The following is an 18,162-nucleotide window of genomic DNA, read 5'->3' as shown; positions in this document are numbered from 1 at the left end:
CGGTTGCCTGCCGCGCGCATCGCAGCCTGCCGTGCAGGTGATGCTGCAGCAACCCGACGCCAGCGCCACTGCAGCTTGACGCGCGATCAGCTAGCCTGATCTCCCGGTGTTTCCCGAAAGTGTCTGCAATGTTCCGCTGGTTCGAGTCCCTGATCGATATCTTCCCGCCCATCGAGCGGGAGATGCCGCCCCGCAGTGTGTGGCGTTTTTATCTGCATTATCTGCGGCCGTTATGGCCGATCCTGCTGGCCACGCTGATCGCCGGGCTGTTGCTGGCCCTGGTGGAAGTGGCGATGTTCGACTTCCTCGGGCGCATCGTGGACATGCTGGCCGAGCGGCCGGGAGCGGACTTCTTTCGCCGTCATGCCGGCGAGTTGCTCTGGATGGCGGCGATCACGCTGGTGGCGCGGCCGCTGTTCACCGGGCTGCACAACCTGCTGGTCAACCAGGCGATCGTGCCGGGCCTGAGCAACCGCTCGCGCTGGTTGATGCACAACTACGTGGTGCGGCAGAGCCTGGGCTTTTTCAACAACGATTTCGCCGGCCGCATCGCCAACCGGGTGATGCAGACCGGTACCTCGCTGCGCGAGTCGGCGGTGCAGATGGTCGATGCGCTCTGGTACATCGTGGTCTATACCGGCAGCGCGTTGTGGCTGTTCGCGCAAGCCGACCCGTGGTTGATGGTGCCGCTGCTGCTCTGGCTGGTGGTGTATGTGGCGCTGATGGCGTTCTTCGTGCCGCGCATGAAGGCGCGCGCCTGGATCGCATCGGATGCGCGCTCCAAGGCGACCGGGCGCATTGTCGATGGCTATACCAATATTTCCACGCTCAAACTATTCGCCCATGCCGGCCGCGAACAAGCCTATGTGCGCGACGCGATCGACGAACTGGCGGTCAAGCATCGCGGGCAGACGCGCGTCACCACGGCGATGGACACCGCCATTGCCGTGGCCAACGGCTTCCTGATCGTCGGCACCTGCGCCCTGGCGTTGTGGCTGTGGAGCCGCGGCCAGATCAGCGTGGGCGCGATCACGCTGGCCACCGGTCTGGTGATCCGTATCCACAACATGTCCGGCTGGATCATGTGGACGGTCAACGGCATCTTCGAAGATATCGGCAGCGTGCAGGACGGCATGCAGACCATCTCGCAGCCGGTGCTGGTACAGGACGCGCCGAACGCGGTGCCGCTGCAGGTGACGCAGGGCCAGGTGCGGTTCGAGCACATCCATTTCCACTACGGCAAACGCGGCGGTGTGATCGCCGGGCTGGATCTGCAGGTGCGTGCCGGCGAGAAGATCGGCCTGGTCGGGCCATCGGGTGCGGGCAAGTCGACCCTGGTCAACGTATTGCTGCGTCTGTACGACCTGGAGCAGGGACGCATCCTCATCGACGGGCAGGACATCGCCCAGGTCACCCAGGAAAGCCTGCGCGGGCAGATCGGCCTGGTCACCCAGGACACCTCGCTCTTGCATCGCTCGATCCGCGATAACCTGCTGTATGGCCGGCCGCAGGCCAGCGATGCGCAGATGCTGGAAGCGGTGCGCAAGGCGCGCGCGGATGGCTTCATCGACACGTTGGTCGATGGCGAAGGCCGGCGCGGATTCGATGCCTTTGTGGGCGAACGCGGGGTCAAGCTGTCGGGCGGTCAACGGCAGCGCATCGCCATTGCGCGGGTACTGCTGAAGGATGCACCGATCCTGATCCTGGACGAGGCCACCTCGGCGCTGGATTCGGAAGTGGAAGCGGCGATCCAGGACAGCCTGGACGCGTTGATGGGCAACAAGACGGTGATTGCGATCGCGCACCGGCTGTCCACCATCGCGCGCATGGACCGGCTGGTGGTGATGGACGCCGGACGCATCGTCGAGACCGGCACGCATGCAGAATTGATCGCGCAGGGCGGGCTGTATGCACGCCTGTGGGCGAGACAGACCGGAGGGTTTGTTGCGGCGGATGGATGAGTCGAACGATGCTTGAGTGCTTGAGTGCTTGAGTGCTTGAGTGCTTGAGCGCTTGAGTGCTCGATGCTCGATGCGAGAGCTCGCAGGCGGGCGTAGTAACGTCGAGATCTAGCCCCTCTCCCGCGTGCGGGAGAGGGGTTGGGGTGAGGGTACGGGGCAAAGCCACTCGCTGGTCGGCCATACGAGGCTTCGCCTGTACCCTCATCCGCCCCTTTGGGGCACCTTCTCCCGAAGGGAGAAGGGTCACCCGTTCTCCCTTCGGGAGAAGGGAGACAGGCAGCGCCTCATCCGTCTGCTGGAGCAAGTCCCTCTCCTGCGGGAGAGGGGTTGGGGTGAGGGTACGGGGCGAACCACTCGCTGTTCTGCCATACGAGGCTTCGCCCGCGCCCTCATCCGCCCCTACGGGGCACCTTCTCCCGCATGCGGGAGAAGGGCACTCGCTCTCCCCTCGGGAGGACGATCAATCACTCGATCGGCTGGTCCAGCATCAACTCGCGTGCAAAGCGCACCGGCGGCGCGCCATAGGACAGCATCTTGTCGTGGTAGGCCTTCAGGTTGAAGTCCTTGCCCAGCTTGTCCTGCACCGCCTTGCGCGTATCCAGGTGTTCCTGCACGCCGACGAAGTAGGTCGGCAGCTGCGCCGACGACAGCTGCGCGCGCACCCATTTGCCGGAGGCCTCGCTTTCCTGCTGGAAGGTGTCGTGGGTCATCAGGTGCATCGCCTTGTCGCGATCCCAGCCGTCCACATGCACGCCCTGGTCGAGGATGGCGTTGGCGATGGTGCGCAGGTAGAACTTGAGCTGCACCAGGTGGAACAGCGGGTCGTTCTCCAGATAGCCCTGTTCCTGCATCATGCGTTCGGTGTACACCGCCCAGCCTTCGGCGAACATGCCCGAGCGCAGCACCGCACGCAGCGTGGAGGGGAACTTGGCCGAGTGCCAGCCTTCCAGGTAATGGCCCGGCGTGCCCTCGTGGATGCTGAGCAGATGGATCATGCGGGTGTTGTACTCGCGCAGGAACGAGTCGACCTGCTTGTCGTTCCAATCGTCGGGGATCGGCGACACCGCGTAGAAGGTCTTGAGATTCTTGTCGAGCGGGCCGGGCGAATCGCAATACGCCACCGCCACGCCACGCTGGAATTCCGGCATCAGGATGATGTCCACCGGCGAATCCGGCAGCGTCATCAAATCCTTCTGGCGCACGAATTCAGTGGATTGCGCCAGCGCCGCCTTGGCTTCGTCCACCACCTTGTCGCGCGCGGGCTTGTCGGCATAGGCCAGTTCCAGTGCGGCTTCGATCGCGGCCTGCTGCTGGTCGTCGCTGGGCGCGGCGGGCAGCTTCGGCGCACCTTGCCTGTCCTTGAGCACGGTCCGCGCGATGTCGTACATCTGGCTGCGCACGCGTTTGAGTTCGGACTCCGCCCGCTGTTTGATGTCGGCGCGCGACAGCGACGACAGCAGCGCGAATTTCAGCTTCTGGTCGTACTTGTCCGCACCGACGCGGAAATCGCCCTTGGCATTGGGCACCAGCACGGTGTCCAGCCAGGTCTGCTGCTCGGTCACGGCCTTGCGCAGGTTGTCGATGGCCGCCTGCGCGCGCGCCGCTTCGATCGGACCAAGCTGGCTGATGTTGGGCGCGATCAAGGTGTCGACGATGCTCAGGATGCCCTTGTTCTGCTTGGCCACCGTCTCGGCGTGGATCCTGGGCACGCGCGCCGGGTCCAGGTTGGCGCGTGCCTGGGCGAAGATGCTGGGGATCTTTTCCATGCGCTGGGTGGCCGACGCCAGCCGCTCGGGCAGCGGCGCGAACTCGCGCGCCATCAGCCCGTACAACGCGCTGCCGGCCAGGCCGTTGTAGACCTGCGGGTCCCAGGCCCAGCTCTGCAGGACCTCGGTGTTCCAGATTTCCGACTGCAGCTGGTTACGCAGGATCGCCGCATCGACCTGGTTCTCGCGCGACAGCTTGGCGACGTCGATCGCATCCAGCTCGCCCAGCAGCTTCTTGCCGGCCTCCAGGCTGCGCTGGCGCCCGGCGGTGCTGAGATCGTCGATCTGCGTATCGAAGCGGTGATCGCCGGTCTGGGTGGCGGTGACCGGCGACAGCTGCATCCAGGTGTCCAGGGCTCGCTTGGACAGCGCGGCAAAACGCGCATCCGGGGTCTGCGCATCGTGCGCACCGGCGGGCGGGGCGGTACCGGCGCGCGGCGATTCGGGCTGCTGCTGGCAGGCGCTCAGGCCGGCGATCAGGGCGAGGACAAGCAGGCGTTGACGCATGGTGGGTCCTGGTGGAGTCAATCTGCCAGCATAGGCAACTGCGCGGTTGTCCGCATCCGCCATTGGTTTAGAGTGGCGGTCGACTCGGTGCGTCGCGCGCCAAGCGGGTTCGGCCGGCATGCTGAATCGGCCGGTCTCCGGCAGGGGTCCTGGCTGGCGCCTTGCCCGCCGTCGTGTCGCCACCGTATGCCTGTTGCACGCCACAGCGAGGTGGCGCATTCCAAGGAGGAACACCATGTTGTATGCCGGTAGCTGTCATTGCGGACGCATCGCCTTCGAGCTGGAGACCGATGCCCCGATCACCGAGGTCTACGACTGCAATTGCTCGCTGTGCCGCCGTCGTGGTGGCCTGCTCTGGTTCGGCACGCGTACCCAGCTGCGCCTGCAGGCGGACCCGGACGCGGTCGGCACCTACCGCTTCAATCGCCACCATATCGATCATCATCATTGCCCGCAGTGCGGCATTGCGCCCTTCAGCGAGGGCGCCAACCCCAAGACCGGCGAAGCCAGCTTGGCGGTCAACGTCCGCTGCCTGCCCGCGCTGGATCTGGCCACCTTGAACGTGCAACAGGTCGACGGAGCCAGCCTATGAGGCGCGGCACGCGCTGGCCCGGCATCGCGCTGCTGGTCGGCTGGGCCCTGTGCGGGTGCGCGCGGCCTCCGGGTGAGATGGCCGCAGATGGCGGTGCCCCGGCACCGCCCGCGCCGCCAGCCGCCCAAGGCGATGCTCTTGCGTACGAACACGATGTGCGGATCGAGTTGCCTGCCGATCAGATCGGCCATCGCATCGCGGCCGTGCGCGCTGCCTGCCAGAGCGCGCAGTTCGGCACCTGCGCGCTGTTGGCGGTGGAACAGGATGGCGGACGCGAGCCCAGCGGCAGCGTTCGCGTGCGCACGGTGCCCGATGGCATCGAGCCCTTGGTGCAACTGGCCGGCCAGCACGGAGAGGTCGCGGCACGCAGCACGCGCACCGAGGATCTGGCCCAGCAGATTGCCGATACCGGCCTGGCGCAGGCACGCCTTCAAAAGGAGCACGCGCGTCTGCTAGAGTTGCAGCAGCGCCGCGATCTGGCGGTGAGCGATCTGCTTGCATTGTCCAAGCGCCTGGCCGAGATCGAAGCCCAGGCGCAGCAGACCCAACAGGAGTCCGCGCAGCAGCAACGCCGTATCCGCACGCAGTTGCTGACGCTCAACTTCCGCAGTACGGGCGGGGAGCAGGGCAGAAGCGAGATCGCGCAGGCCACTGCCGAGTTCGGGCAGGTGTTCTCCTCCAGCGTGGCGTTCGTGATCCGCGCAGTCGCGGCATTGCTGCCAGTGGCGCTGGTGGCGGCGATCGCCGGATGGCTGTTGTTGCAGGCGTGGCGCTGGCGCGCGCGGCGACGCAGGACCTCCTGACCTGCATGCGGCTGGGCGGCATTGCCGCACCAGCCAGGTGCCGTAGCCGGCAGCGTGCGCCCTTGAAGCCGCGCTTGCTGCGTCGTGCAGGCCGCAGCATGAGATCCGGCGTGGACGAGGGCAGGCCGACTGCAGACATCGATCGATGCTGCAGTCGCGCCCAACGCAGGCTCAGCCTTCGTCGAATTCGTATTCGACAAACACATCCAGCTGCAATGCCAGTTCCTGCACGGCGTCGCGCACCTTCTGCGCGGTCGCCTCGTTGCCGGCTTCCACTTCGAACTCGTGGCTGCCCGGACCTTCGTCGTCGGACAGGCCGGCCGAGCTGGAATCGTCGTCGTCCAGATGCGGCATCAGGTCGTCCACTTCTTCGACGTGCTCGATGCCTTCGATGCTCTGCAACAGGTTGGCGATGGCACGCGCGTCGTCGTCGGTGCCGGTGATACGCATGCGAAGAGTCGGCATGGGAGAGCTTCCTTGGATTGGGGACCCAAAGCCTAGGCAGCCGTCAGGCAAGATCGGGTGATGGCTGCGTGCGCTTGCCGCTCACGGGCGCCGCGCGGTCGCCTGTGCTGCGGTGGTCTCCAGCACCGGCACCAGCAGGGCCTGGGCGGCAGTGCGCAGCAGCGCCGGTGCGATGTAGCGATGGTGCACGCCGTCCACCAGGGCCATGTACACGCGGCCAAACCTGTTGCGGCAGGCCACGCGCGTCTCCAGGCTGAGCTCCACGCTGCCATCCTCCAGCACCTCCACGCCTACGCTGCTGCGGAAGACCAGGTGGCGGTCGTCGGCGCCCAGCAATACCTGCACGCGTCGGTCCAGTGGTGCGTTGTCTTGCGCAAGTACCGGGAATCGCCCTGCGAACAGGCAGTCGCGCTGTGCCGACAGCAACGAAGACACCGGGCAGCCCAGCGGAGAGGTCCGCAACTGCAGCGGCGCCACCAGCGCATTGCGCAGCCGCATCAACCAGGTCACGCCGCGCGGCGCGCGCTCGGTGAACCCCTCCAGCAGCAACGCCATCAAGGTGTGCGCACCGCGTTGACGCAACTGATGCGGCTGCAGGCGCAGACGCACGCTGTCCTGATGATCGAAGCCCTGCAGGTGCCGGGTCAGCAGCGAGCCGGGCTTGGGCTCGGCATGCACGCTGACCTGCGCCAGCTGCGGTGCCATTGCAACGAACCCCACCGGCCGACGCAGCCGGCTCACTGCCTGGCGCAGCCTGCCGCTGAGCGCGCGCAGCCGGCCGCACCATGCAGACCTGCTGCTGCCTGGCGATGCGGCCAGCGACAGGCGCACGGTGGGGATCTGCAGCGCGCGCGCCTGCGCCGAGGCCAGTAGCCCGATCACCGCCTCGGGCAGCGTTTCGGTGAGCGTGGCGATATCGGCGGTGCCGGACAGCACGCGTGCGCGCACCGCATCGCTCAACGCGCCGCCGGCCTCATCGCTGTGGCAGGACAGTGCGAAGAACGCCGGGTGTGCGGCTTGCGCTTTGAGCGGTGCGAACTGATGCCAGGTGCCGCCGCCAAAGCGCACGGTGAATAGACAGTCGGCCGGTAGATCGATATGCCGCAACGCCGCCAGAAAGTGCTGCGGATCCTGTTCGATCTGTTCCATCGAGGCGGTGCAGAAGCGCAGTTGCGCGCCGCTGCTGCCGGTGATGGCGGTGAACATGCGATGGCCGGCGTGGCGATGGAACGGGTGGCCGTTGGCGCCCACCGCAAACGAGAACAGCGCGGTCGATTCGCCGTGCGCAAAGTCGGTGCCGGCCAGGCGTGCCGATGGCTCGTCCAGCGCATCGTGAAAACTGGGATGCGCGCGCTGGCGGCGGCAGGCCTGTTCGATCAACGGGTTGCCTGCGCCCACGCCCAGCTGTGCGATCAGCGTGATCTCCACCGGCAGACCGCCGCTGTAGGACTCCAGACGGACTGACGGAAAACCTGCCTGTGCGTCGGCAGGGCGTTGCTGGGGCGTGCTGAACATCGGCATGAGTCCTTTGCGGCCGGAGGAGGGTCAGGAGGTCTTTTTGGTCAAGGCACGCGCCTTGCGCTTGAGCGGCGCCGAGGCCGGGCAGACTTCGAAGGCAAAGCTGCTGAGCGTGTTGACCATGTTGTCCGGGGTGAGCCGGTAGACCACGAACTGGCCGCGCCGTTCGCTGGACACCAGCCCGGCGCTTTCCAGCACCGACAGATGTCGCGAGATGGCCGGCGCGCTCATTTCGAACAATTGCCCGATCTGGCCGGCGGTGAGTTCCTGGTCTGCCAGGCACGCCAGCATCTTGCGGCGGGGCTGGGAGGCGAGGGCTTCGAAGATGCGGTCGATGGACATAAGGGCTTAAGTAATTAACGAATTAGCTAATTAATTGATTTTCTGGCGGCCGATGTCAAGCGTTTTTTCGGCGCGGCGCTGCCCGGCGGTGGTCGAGCGCGGCTGGCGCCTGGTACCAGCGTTGCCGTGATGGGGGATGCCGGGCGTCTGGTGCGCGGGATCTGCCCGCGGGGCAGGTCGCAGCCGATGGGTGCTGAAGGTTGTTGCGGTCGGCGGCCTGCAGCCCAGGCATGCCAGATCAGTCCGGCAGCACCGGCTCAGGCACCGCGCTCAAGTCCTCCAGGCAGGCAGGGCCCGGCATGCAAGGTCGCAGTGATGCAAGCAGCCGCCTCAGGCCGCAGGCAGTGCCAGCAGCTCTGCCGGCAAGGCAGGCATCGGGGTACGTTCGTCCAGGGCTTCGCGTTTGAGCCAGTCGATGAACAACGCTGCGGCCGGGCTGGGCTCGCGGTGGCTGGGGTGCACGATGTAATACGCGTAACGGGCTTTGAGCGTGGGGCCTGGCAGCCGTACCAGTTCGTAGCGCTGCAGGTAGGGTTGGGCAATGTGCTTGCGTGCCAGCACCGCGCCCAGGCCGTACACCGCCGCGCGCATCGCATCGGTGCTGTCGTTGAAGGTATGCATCGGCGGCAGCGTGGTGCCGAGCACCTGGGCGGCGCGAAACCAGTCGCGCCAGCCCTGTGGCGACATATCGCTCAGCAGCGGCAACCGGGCGATCTGCGCCGGTGTGCGCAGTGCCGCCACTTCCGGCAACGACGGCGAGGCCACCGGGAACAGCTCATCGTCCATCAAATGGTGCGAAGTCAGTCCGGGCCATGCGCCTTGCCCGTACCGAATACCCAGTTCGGGGCCGCCTTCTTCGAAACGCGAAAACGCCGGGTCCGATTGCAGGTCCAGGCGGATGTGCGGATGGGCGCGGCAAAAGCGCGGCAGGCGCGGCAACAGCCAGCAGTACGACAGCGAGCGCAGCGTGGTCACGCGCAGCGGGATGGCATCTTCACGCGGATGCAGGTTGCCGGCCACCGCAGCGATCTCGGCCAGGGCGGCGGTGGCGGCGTCGGCCAGCTGGCGGCCTTCGGCGGTGAGCTTGACCCCGCGCGGCAGCCGCTGGAACAAGGTGGCGCCCAGCAGCGCTTCGAGCTTGCGCACATGGTGGCTGACCGCGCTGGCGGTGAGATGCAGTTCTTCGGCCGCATGCGCGAAGTTTTGATGGCGCGCGGCGGCGGCGAACACGCCCAGCGCGGGCAACAGGGTCGGGCGCAGATTCATCGAGACATGAGTCAAATTTGTGGCTGACCGCGATACTACGCGCTTGTCGCGCCCGCAGTGGCAGCCGATGCTGCGTCATCCCGTCGCGATGATCGTGCCATGCCCAGCTGTCTGCCCGCGCTTGTCTGCTGCCGTTTCAGGACCGCACGGCATGGTGCCGGAGCACGGCCATGAGTGCGCACCCGTCGACGCAGCCGGTGGTTGCGACGCGCGAATGGCGGACCCCGCTCGAGCTGGGTTTTCTCGGCATCGTGTGGGGGTGCTCGTTCCTGTTCATGCGTGTGGCGGCACCCAAGTTCGGCACGGTGGCCCTGGTGGAAATCCGCCTGGCACTGGGTGCGGCGGTGCTGTTGCCGTTTCTGTGGCTGGCGCGCGACCGCTTCCCCTTGCAGCGTTGGCCGATGCTGGCCGCGATCGGCGTGTTGAACTCCGCCTTGCCGTTCTTGCTGTTCGCGTGGGGCGCGCAGCATGCGCCGGCCGCCGTCGGTGCGATCTGCAATGCGATGACGGTGTTGTTCACCGCCTTGATCGCGTTCGTGTTCTTTGGCGAACGCATCGGCACGCGACGCGCGTTGGCCTTGCTGGTCGGATTCATCGGCGTGCTGGTGCTGGCGACCGGCAAATCGGCCGGGTTGAGCGTGGGCCCGGCGGCATTGGCAGGCGCCACCGCCTCGCTGCTGTACGGCATCGGCTACAACCTGGTGAAGCGCCACATGGGCGACCTGCCACCGGCTGCATCGGCGGCCTCCACGCTGGGCTGCAGTGCGTTGCTGCTGGCGCCGTTGGCCTGGCTGCAGTGGCCGACCACGCCGGTGCCGGCAGTGGCCTGGGTGTGCGCGACCGCGCTGGGCGTGGTCTGCACCGGGTTGGCGTTCCTGATGTATTACCGCCTGATCCAACGCATCGGCCCGGCACGCGCCTCCACGGTGACCTATCTGGTGCCGGTGTTCGGCGCACTGCTGGCGTGGTCGCTGCTGGGCGAACCGTTGACCTGGACGATGCTGGTGGCCGCGGTGCTGATCCTGGGCAGCGTCGCCTTCAGCCAGCGTGCGCGCTGAGGGCGGCGAACAAAATTAGTACGCTCGCCGCCAGGGACGCGCGGCCGGTACTCGGAATTCGGTGGGCGTGGATCACTGGACACTCCGGTTCCGCGTACGCCGACCGCACCGGTCTGATGACTGCCCGCTCTGCGTGTTGGCCGCGCCAAATCAGGCGCAGCCCGCTGTTACGAATCCCCAATCCCGAATCCCCAATCCCGAACTAGCCACCCGGCGGCGTCCGCACCGGCAGCGGCACATTGCATAGATCGATATGCCCGGCCGGGCGCTTGTAGAAATCGTCCTTGCGGTTGCGGCGCGCTTCGGCCACGTCGCGGAAGGTCTGGCTGTCGGTGCGCAGCAATTGCAACGGGGTGCGCTCGGGGACCGGTACCTCGCTGGCCAGGCGGATCGCACGGATCGGCGAGCGTTGCGCAGGGGCTTCGTAGAAGCCCATCGGGTCGGGGCCGCGCGGGATCACGCTCAGCAATTCCATGCCCTTGACCACGCGGCCGACCACGGTGATGTTGCGATCCAGCTGCCGCGGCGACTGCCCGGTCACCACATACAGCTCGGCGCCGATGCTGCTGTCTTCGTCGTTGTTGCGGCCCGCGCCCAGCGTGCCGTAGCAATGCGCCAGCCAGGCCTTGCCGCTGGCGCTGTCGCGCCCGACCGGAAAGCCGTCGACAAAGCCGACCTGCGGTGCCCAGCCATCGCTGTCTGGCAGGCGCTGGAAGTCCAGGCCCTGCGCCGCGCGCTCGAATTCGGCCGGCAGATGCGTCTTGGCCGAGCCCAACGATTTGGCCTTGCCCGGCGTCTCGCCGTCGGGGTCGCCGAACTGCACCACAAAATTATCCTGCGAGCGGTAGATGCTCAGCCCATCCCAGAAGCGTTCGTGGGCCAGCGTGCGGATGTTGCCCACGTGCTCGGGCGCAAACTGCGGCGCCAGTTCGATGATCACGCGGCCGGTGTCCAGCTCCAGATACAGCGTGCGATCGGGGTCGAGCACGCGCCACGCATTGGCCGGCGAGCTGTCCAGGATCTGTTGCGGGCTGCGATAGGCCGCGTGGGCGGTAGCGGGCAAGACCAGAGCGAGCAGGCAGGCAGAAACGACAGTGCGCAGCAGCATGAAGGCGACCAGCGAGGAGAGGTGCCTGATTCTTGACCAATGCGTGCAAGGACGCAAAGTTGATGCGTCGCTGGCGGCGACGCGGACGCACCACGCCAGCGTCGTGTCAGTGCTGGCTGCGTGCCGTCAGTCCGCCCGCATCGCAGCCATGACACTCCCATCGAACGGACGCGTCATGACCGATCGGCAATGGCTGTGGCGATCGCGTGCCTTGCCGCAGGTCGACGGGAGCTGCGATTACCGCGCCGGTTTGCGCTTGACGTAGAGCTGCTTGCGCACGCGCGCAACGACCTCGCCATCGCGGTTGTGGATCGCGTTTTCGAACCAGCGCAGATGCTTCTCTCCGCCGGCGGTGGCCTCGCGCAGGTCGGCGAGCATGCCGTTGTCGATCACAAAATCCGCGCTCACCGTGCCGCGCCCGGGTTTGACGAACTCGATGCTGCCGGCCTTGTCCCAGACGTAGTAGTCGCGCCCCAGGTTCTGCATGACCAGCAGCATCCAGAACGGATCGGTCATCGCAAACAGGCTGCCGCCGAAATGGGTGCCTTGAAAAAAACATGTTATACGCCCAGGGTTACGTAGACACTCAAGACCCTTGTTACGCGGAGCGCCGTTCAAACTCTACCTCTACAGGTGAAGGTCGCCAGTTGAACCATTGTGGCGGCTGGGGTTGTAGAACATCTCGATGTAGTCGAAATACCTCGGCGCGTGCAGCGTCCTTGGTGGGATAGATCTGCCGCCTGATCCGCTCGCGTTTGAGCATGAGCTCGCGACCATTAGAAAGAACAGTTCGGAGCTGATTGCGGCGACCGTCATGTTGCAAGACCGAATGGCTGAGGCAGTTGGCACTCTTCTCTTTCGGAAGCACATATCGGGTGATCTCGAAAGTGAGTTCTTCATCAGGGAGATCATTGCGACCTTAGATTTCTCCTTTGCCTTCAAACACCGGGTGTTCAACAGGCTGATTGAACAGACCGATGCACTGGATCCTATGCAGATTCTACCGGTCAAGGCTGCACTCAACAAAGTTATGGCGTGGCGCAATGCGTTTGCCCACGGCAAGGTCCTGCATGAGCACAACGGAGTATTCCTCCTGTAGTAATACTGCGGTGGTCATCAAAAGCAAGTGCTCGACGATGCATTCTTTGAGATGGTGGAAGAGACAGTCCGCCATTGCCTTTACACTTGCAATGAAGTCATCAGGCAAGCGCGGCTACCTCTCAGAGACGTTTCTCCATAGCACTCGGTCCCTGATAGGGTGTCCTCAACTCGTGGCCCGGTCTTGCCTGTGCTCCATTTTTTGATTGGCAATCTCTAACGATCTATGCGTCGCATGTTCGCTCCTGGAAGGAAGCGAGCGCTGTCTCGATCAGGAGTTCCATGCAGCTCTGCAGTCTGATAGCACCACCGAAGTGGGTTTTGCACTGTCCGGCTTTTCATGTCCGTAGGAGTGATCTAGCATTGGGCTCTACAAGTACGGGTCAGGCACCAAAAACCTCGCCCAACTGGGCGAGTTGGATCAATTTTCGCTATGAGTGTGCGGTGCGTCAGATCCGAAAGCCTTGTCCTGCAAGGGGGATGGTTGGGCTAACTATTCCATTTGACAAGCAAGGTGGGAGCGCCAATCAACCGCACTTTGAGGGTCGAGCGTGATCAAACAACGACATTTCTCCAAGGCACTCTCCCTGGCAGTTACATTGCTCTGGTCCGCGGCTTCCTTCGCGGAAGGCTGGCATCCGCCAGTGGGCAGTGAGGAAGTTCCGCTATGGCCAGCCGAGCCGCCGTTGGCACGCCCTCGCGCCGATGGGCCCGAGCTTGTGCACGTCGGAAAATATCTCAAGGCAGGACGGCCGGTCACGTGGGTTTCGGAGGTGACGCGGCCCACGATCGTGTTCATGCATCCAACGGCCCACAACACCGGGGTGGCCGTGCTGGTGTTCCCTGGCGGCGGATACACCAAGCTTGCGATTGATCTGGAGGGAACCGACGTTTGCGATTGGCTGACTGCGAAAGGTATTACCTGTGCAGTTCTCAAGTACCGAGTACCGGGTTCCGGGCATTACTGGGACGCATCGTGCCGCTGCCACAAGACCCCTCAAGTGCCTATGGCACTGCAGGATGCGCAGCGCGCGATGGTGCTGTTACGGTCGCGTGCGAAATCGCTGGGCGTCGATCCTAACAAGATCGGGGTGCTCGGCATGTCTTCAGGCGGGCATCTCGTCACTGCCATCAGCAACGCGGACGCACTGAGTTACCCACCTGTCGACGCCGCCGACGCGCTCGGCAGTCGTCCAAACTTTGGCATAGCGCTCTACCCTGGTCATCTGTGGTCCGGCAGCGGCATGGATGGCTACACGTTCAATCATGTCAGCAAGCAAGCCCCGCCGACCTTCATCCTTCATGCCCAAGATGACCCTGTGGACGACGTACGTAATTCCATCTTCTATTTTCTTGCGCTCCGCCAGGCCGGAATACCTACCGAAATGCACATCTATGCCGAGGGAGGGCACGGCTTCGGGTTGCGCCGGACTCAGCAGCCGATCACGCATTGGACCGATCTTGCCGAGACATGGCTGAAGACCATTGGAATGTTCAAGCACTGATGCGAAGCCAGATTACCTGGATCCGGAGGGGCAGTACGGGGTATTCGCAGTCCCCTCACGCAGAGTCTGACTGTCGCACGCTGTAGTCGAGTTCTGCGATATCCGGTAGCCGCATGTTGCTTTTCTGCAGCGACGCGCGGAAGTTCTGAAAGATCGCAGGCAGAAAGCTGCCATATCGAAAGCGGCTTCCCTGGAGCAGATGGTGGAGTTTCTCGAATGAATCGATGTCCCTCCAGTCGCCTTCCCCATCGAACAGGATAAGGGGGATGTCGTTGGGATCGGACGTCACCCGCGCCTCCTGGATCATCATCCGCTTCGGGCGGCCGTCCTGCTGCGATGCATGCACTCGCCTGAACCGCCTTGCGCTGAGGCCATCCCTGTAGTTCAACGCATACCGGAAAAATTCGTCGCCATCACCGTCCCCAGCTGGCCAACACACCTCCAAGAACACGCTCATCAAGAGCATATTGCGATAGACGGCCTTGTATTTACTGTCGCTGGGGGCGCCGCTGACAAGCGCCTTCATCCAGCCGATTTCCCCGATGAATACATCGGTCTTCACAAAAGTGGATCCGGCGCACATGCCTGAAAGTGGGGTCGCGAAATGGAACTGACGAAACCGGTTATGGATGGTGAATTCGCCGATCGGCCTCTCCTTGAGATAAGCCTCCAAGCCTGTCCATAGACACCCATCGCCGGTAAGTTCCAGATGTGACGCGAGCTGGTTTCTCCCGATGGCGATGTCCAGGTCGTTGAGGTAGGCTGCGTCGTGGTTGCCAACGACGACATGGTCGAATTCATTGAACCCGAGCAGGGTCAATGCCCGGCTCACGGCGGCACCGAGGTTTCGATGGGGGAGGTGTGTCAAATCAATTCCGACGAACATGCGTGATGTCCTCTGACGTAGGCACGCGCGGCGGCATCAGCCGGCGCAATGGTGATGCGTACTGTATGCCCTGCACGCCAGTCTGCGGCGACCTGAAAGATCAGGGCGGGGCCCGCGTCACCGTTGGCAGATTGGTTTGGAGGAGGTGCATTTGAGCGACCATGGAAACGCCTCAGGGAACCTCATCGTCCCCGTGCTGGGCATGGCGCGCAGCGGATCGTCGGCGACGGCACGCGTGCTGTCCTTGTGTGGCGGAAGGTTGCCGGAATCGCTGTTGTCGCCCAATCGCTGGAATCCGTCCGGTTACTGGGAGCCTACCACCACAGTACAGGCGAACGCCCGTTACCTCAGGGACAGCGGTTCAGGCTTCTTCGATGCGCAGCTCGACCAGGGTATTCCCAGCAATGAGCCCTTGAATCGCGCATTTATTGCAGAGATCACAGGACTGCTCAGGAGTTACAGGGGCACAGCCGCGAATGCTCCGTTGATCCTGAAGGACCCGAGAATCGGCATTCTTCTGCCGTTCTGGCTGGAAGCGATGGCAGCTGAGAATTTGTCGCCTCGCATCGTCATACCGGTGAGGCACCCGAACGAGGTTGTGTCCTCGCTGTACGCATGGAAGGGAGTGCCGCAACGACACGCCGCCGAGCTCTGGATGAAGTACAACCTGCTGACGGAGCGCCACTCGCGGCACCTTCCGCGCGTCTTTGTCAGCTATTCTAGACTGCTGAGGGACTGGCGAGGAGAGATTGCAACTATCGCGCAATCTTTGGGGCTACCACTGCTGCCAAACGACGATGTCGACCTGTTCCTCGACCCAGGCCTCCGTCATGTCATCAGCGATGAGGGGGCCGTGTCGACCGATCTCCCCTGGCTGAAGGATGTCTATCGCGCCTTGTCACTAGCGTGCCACGGCGGCGGGCTCGATATCGCGCTTCTGGATGAGGCGCATCTGGATATGAGCCGCGCTCAGGCAGCAGGACAACGGCCCTTGCTCAGGCACTTTGGCATCGAATTCGGTCTCGCGCTCTGATCTTGGCATGATCGAGGATCGACGGTGAGGCGCGCACGTGGCGATCAGCTGCTTCTTGCCTTGGCGACCTGCGCCTCGAGGCGGGTGTCTTCCTCCTTACGGAGCTGGTGCAGGGTTTCCTCGTCGACGATGCACCCATCAAACATGAAGACCTTGCGCTGTGCGAAGTCGGCATAGCGCGGGTCATGCGTGACCATGCAGATCGTGGCTCCTGCTCTGTGAAGTTGATCCAGTAGCGCCATCACCGCTTCACCGTTCCTGGAGTCAAGGTTGCCGGTAGGTTCGTCCGCCAGCAGGATGGAAGGTGACCCGACTAAAGCGCGAGCAACGGCGACCCTCTGCTGCTGGCCGCCCGACAGCTGTGATGGGTAGTGCGAGAGGCGATGTGCCATTCCAACCTGCTCTAGCACGTTCTGCACCCTGTCACGGCGCTCGGCCCTGCTGATGCCATCACGGTACGTAAGTGGCAGTTCGACGTTCTCGAATACGGTAAGATCGCCGATCAGATTGAATGACTGAAAGATGAATCCCACTTCCTGGTTGCGAATGCGGGCGCGCTCGTCGGTGGTGATGCCACTAACAGCCGTCTCGTTTAGAAGGTATTCGCCGCCGGTCGGCGTGTCGAGCAGCCCCAGGATAGAAAGCAGGGTCGACTTTCCGCAGCCCGAAGGGCCGGAGATGGAGACATACTCGCCACGCGCCAATGCAAACTGAATATTAGAGAGCGCGTGGGTTTCCACATCGTGGGTATAGAAGACCTTGGTAATGTCCTTCATGAGGATGAGTGGCTCTTTATCCGTCATGCACTGACTCTCTGTACGTTGGGTTTCTGCGGTAGTGGGCGGGAGGTGTGATTCAATCTATGCGGAGACGGTCGTGCTTGTCCCATTGCGAGGTATCGGAGACCACGACCTGGTCGCCGGGCTGTAGCCCATCCTTGACCTCTATCAGGGTCATTGAAGCGCGGCCGAAGTGCACTGAGACTCGCTGCGCGATGCCGGTGCTGGGATCGACCTTGAACAGGCGTGATTCCGAGTTGGGTTGGGCGTATGCTGGACGCCCCACGTAGAGCACGTCGGGCAAACGCTCTATGCGAATCGTGCCATCCACCGAGAGATCAGGGCGGGCACTCGGCGGCAAGCGGCCGGTCAGCTCGACATCAACCAGCACCGTACCCGTCTGAACGGCTGGGTCGAGGCGGATCACCCGGCCAAGTACGATGCCGTTTCGGGTATCAACGCTCACTTCCTGGCCTTCGCGGACATCTGTGATCTGCGTCTCAGGAATCCGCAACTCGGCCATCAGTACGTCGGGCCGCGCGACGCGCGCTAGGTTTGCGCCTGCGATAACCTGTTGTCCCTCCTCCACTGGCACCTGCTGCAGTACGCCAGCGATGCCGGCACGCACTTTCAGTGCCTCAAGTTGGCGAGTGCGCAGGTCGGCGGTATTACGCAGTTGCTCCATCCGAGCATCCTGTGCGGACTGCTGCGTGCGCATAGTCTGAATGAACCTGGCGACGCGTTCCTTTTCGATACCAACCATCAATTTGAGCTGTTCGGCAGCGACCTGGTTCCGACGATACTGCAGTTTCGAAACGATGCCGGTGACGGCAAGCTCGGTCTCCGCCTCGGTCTGCATGCGCGCCAACTCATACTGGGATTGGACGTCGGCAAGCTTTGCCTTTTGATCAAGAAGCTGATTCTGGCGCGTCGCCCGCTCCGCCGCCATGTCCGCTTCAACCGCGACGAGTTCGGAGTGCGCCAAGAGCTGCGCTTCGACGACCTCGGGATTGCTCAGCTCCAGAATGACGTCGTTGGGCTGCACTGCGGCACCTGGCTTCAGCAACATTCGTTCGACGCGCGCTGGCGTCTCGGCTGCAATCCACCGGATTTCTTTAGGGACCAATAAACCGGGACCTCGAACTTCGCGCAGCATTTCACCGCGCTTGACGGTATCCAGCCAGAGATTCGCGCGGTCGACCTTGAACGCAGCAGCATTAAGCGTGGAAGCCACAGCCACGACAACGATTGCGAGCGCAGCCCCGGCAGCTGAAAGAATGGTCCATCGCCGCCTCCGGCTCTTGGCAAGATCCGTTCGTTTAATATCCATGTGAAGTTTTTGAATAGACAGTCATGGAGCGTTGCTCGGAACGTTATCACAGCTGAGGTGACGGCATGGGCTGGCACCCAAAGGCGCGTTGCTTCTGTGCCGCCGCGCGCACTTTAGCTAAGAATTGTTAACAAATCCGAAGCTC

General features: G+C 63.7%; 16 protein-coding genes and 2 pseudogenes. 7 read left to right on the top strand and 11 right to left on the bottom strand.

Translation table 11 applies throughout. The annotated features are described in order from the left end of the window. Nucleotides 1-128: 128 nt before the first annotated feature. Nucleotides 129-1,961: an ABC transporter ATP-binding protein gene (locus Y887_RS14030; protein ID WP_046964925.1), complete on the top strand. Its 1,833-nt coding sequence runs from the start codon at nucleotides 129-131 to the stop codon at nucleotides 1,959-1,961. Between the two features lie 464 nt (nucleotides 1,962-2,425). On the opposite strand, the gene Y887_RS14025 is transcribed toward Y887_RS14030, so the two are convergent. After that, nucleotides 2,426-4,234, bottom strand: a complete 1,809-nt coding sequence (locus Y887_RS14025; protein ID WP_046964924.1) for a DUF885 domain-containing protein — start codon at nucleotides 4,232-4,234, stop codon at nucleotides 2,426-2,428. Between the two features lie 235 nt (nucleotides 4,235-4,469). On the opposite strand from Y887_RS14025, the gene Y887_RS14020 reads away from it, so the two are divergent. Beyond that, a complete protein-coding gene (locus Y887_RS14020) occupies nucleotides 4,470-4,826 on the top strand; it encodes a GFA family protein (RefSeq protein WP_046964923.1) in 357 nt (118 codons plus the stop codon). Beyond that, nucleotides 4,823-5,629, top strand: coding sequence for a DUF4349 domain-containing protein (locus Y887_RS14015; RefSeq protein ID WP_046964922.1), 807 nt, complete (start codon nucleotides 4,823-4,825; stop codon nucleotides 5,627-5,629). The genes Y887_RS14020 and Y887_RS14015 overlap by 4 nt, the downstream gene beginning before the upstream one ends. Before the next feature lie 171 nt (nucleotides 5,630-5,800). Here the strand turns inward: Y887_RS14015 and Y887_RS14010 are convergent, their stop codons facing one another. The 4 genes from Y887_RS14010 to Y887_RS13995 form a co-directional block, all read right to left on the bottom strand. Further along, nucleotides 5,801-6,094: a hypothetical protein gene (locus Y887_RS14010; RefSeq protein WP_046964921.1), complete on the bottom strand. Its 294-nt coding sequence runs from the start codon at nucleotides 6,092-6,094 to the stop codon at nucleotides 5,801-5,803. 81 nt (nucleotides 6,095-6,175) lie between these two features. Next, on the bottom strand, nucleotides 6,176-7,609 hold the full coding sequence (locus Y887_RS14005) for a DUF2867 domain-containing protein (protein WP_104611534.1): 1,434 nt from the start codon (nucleotides 7,607-7,609) through the stop codon (nucleotides 6,176-6,178). 30 nt (nucleotides 7,610-7,639) lie between these two features. Next, nucleotides 7,640-7,954, bottom strand: coding sequence for a metalloregulator ArsR/SmtB family transcription factor (locus Y887_RS14000; protein ID WP_024939743.1), 315 nt, complete (start codon nucleotides 7,952-7,954; stop codon nucleotides 7,640-7,642). 330 nt (nucleotides 7,955-8,284) lie between these two features. Further along, the gene (locus Y887_RS13995; RefSeq protein WP_046964919.1) at nucleotides 8,285-9,220 is read right to left on the bottom strand and encodes a LysR substrate-binding domain-containing protein; all 936 of its coding nucleotides are present in this window, start codon (nucleotides 9,218-9,220) and stop codon (nucleotides 8,285-8,287) included. Nucleotides 9,221-9,390: 170 nt separating this feature from the next. On the opposite strand from Y887_RS13995, the gene Y887_RS13990 reads away from it, so the two are divergent. Beyond that, complete coding sequence (locus Y887_RS13990) at nucleotides 9,391-10,278, top strand: DMT family transporter (RefSeq protein ID WP_046964918.1); 888 nt, start codon at nucleotides 9,391-9,393, stop codon at nucleotides 10,276-10,278. A gap of 202 nt (nucleotides 10,279-10,480) precedes the next feature. Here the strand turns inward: Y887_RS13990 and Y887_RS13985 are convergent, their stop codons facing one another. The 3 genes and pseudogenes from Y887_RS13985 to Y887_RS20370 all read right to left on the bottom strand — a co-directional run. Beyond that, nucleotides 10,481-11,485 carry a peptidylprolyl isomerase gene (locus tag Y887_RS13985; protein ID WP_425445612.1) on the bottom strand — a complete coding sequence of 335 codons (1,005 nt, stop codon included), beginning with the start codon at nucleotides 11,483-11,485 and terminating at the stop codon, nucleotides 10,481-10,483. A gap of 138 nt (nucleotides 11,486-11,623) precedes the next feature. Further along, nucleotides 11,624-11,932 (bottom strand): annotated as a pseudogene (locus Y887_RS13980) (DUF4442 domain-containing protein); the annotation flags it as partial. A gap of 55 nt (nucleotides 11,933-11,987) precedes the next feature. Continuing rightward, nucleotides 11,988-12,149 (bottom strand): annotated as a pseudogene (locus Y887_RS20370) (IS3 family transposase); the annotation flags it as partial. 66 nt (nucleotides 12,150-12,215) lie between these two features. On the opposite strand from Y887_RS20370, the gene Y887_RS13975 reads away from it, so the two are divergent. Beyond that, a complete protein-coding gene (locus Y887_RS13975) occupies nucleotides 12,216-12,485 on the top strand; it encodes a hypothetical protein (RefSeq protein WP_146093354.1) in 270 nt (89 codons plus the stop codon). A 550-nt stretch (nucleotides 12,486-13,035) separates the two neighbouring features. After that, nucleotides 13,036-13,989: an alpha/beta hydrolase gene (locus Y887_RS13970; RefSeq protein WP_104611532.1), complete on the top strand. Its 954-nt coding sequence runs from the start codon at nucleotides 13,036-13,038 to the stop codon at nucleotides 13,987-13,989. 55 nt (nucleotides 13,990-14,044) lie between these two features. Here the strand turns inward: Y887_RS13970 and Y887_RS13965 are convergent, their stop codons facing one another. Then, a complete protein-coding gene (locus tag Y887_RS13965) occupies nucleotides 14,045-14,875 on the bottom strand; it encodes a hypothetical protein (RefSeq protein ID WP_046964915.1) in 831 nt (276 codons plus the stop codon). A gap of 151 nt (nucleotides 14,876-15,026) precedes the next feature. Between Y887_RS13965 and Y887_RS13960 the strand changes: the two genes are divergently transcribed. Beyond that, a complete protein-coding gene (locus tag Y887_RS13960; protein WP_146093353.1) occupies nucleotides 15,027-15,908 on the top strand; it encodes a sulfotransferase family protein in 882 nt (293 codons plus the stop codon). A 44-nt stretch (nucleotides 15,909-15,952) separates the two neighbouring features. Here the strand turns inward: Y887_RS13960 and Y887_RS13955 are convergent, their stop codons facing one another. Further along, nucleotides 15,953-16,711 carry an ABC transporter ATP-binding protein gene (locus Y887_RS13955; RefSeq protein ID WP_046964914.1) on the bottom strand — a complete coding sequence of 253 codons (759 nt, stop codon included), beginning with the start codon at nucleotides 16,709-16,711 and terminating at the stop codon, nucleotides 15,953-15,955. Between the two features lie 52 nt (nucleotides 16,712-16,763). Beyond that, nucleotides 16,764-18,017 carry an efflux RND transporter periplasmic adaptor subunit gene (locus Y887_RS13950; protein ID WP_046964913.1) on the bottom strand — a complete coding sequence of 418 codons (1,254 nt, stop codon included), beginning with the start codon at nucleotides 18,015-18,017 and terminating at the stop codon, nucleotides 16,764-16,766. Nucleotides 18,018-18,162: the final 145 nt, after the last annotated feature.

Origin of the sequence: Xanthomonas pisi DSM 18956 (genome assembly GCF_001010415.1) — a bacterium.
Taxonomy (GTDB): Bacteria; Pseudomonadota; Gammaproteobacteria; order Xanthomonadales; family Xanthomonadaceae; genus Xanthomonas; species Xanthomonas pisi.
This window is presented reverse-complemented; position numbering and strand designations above follow the sequence as displayed.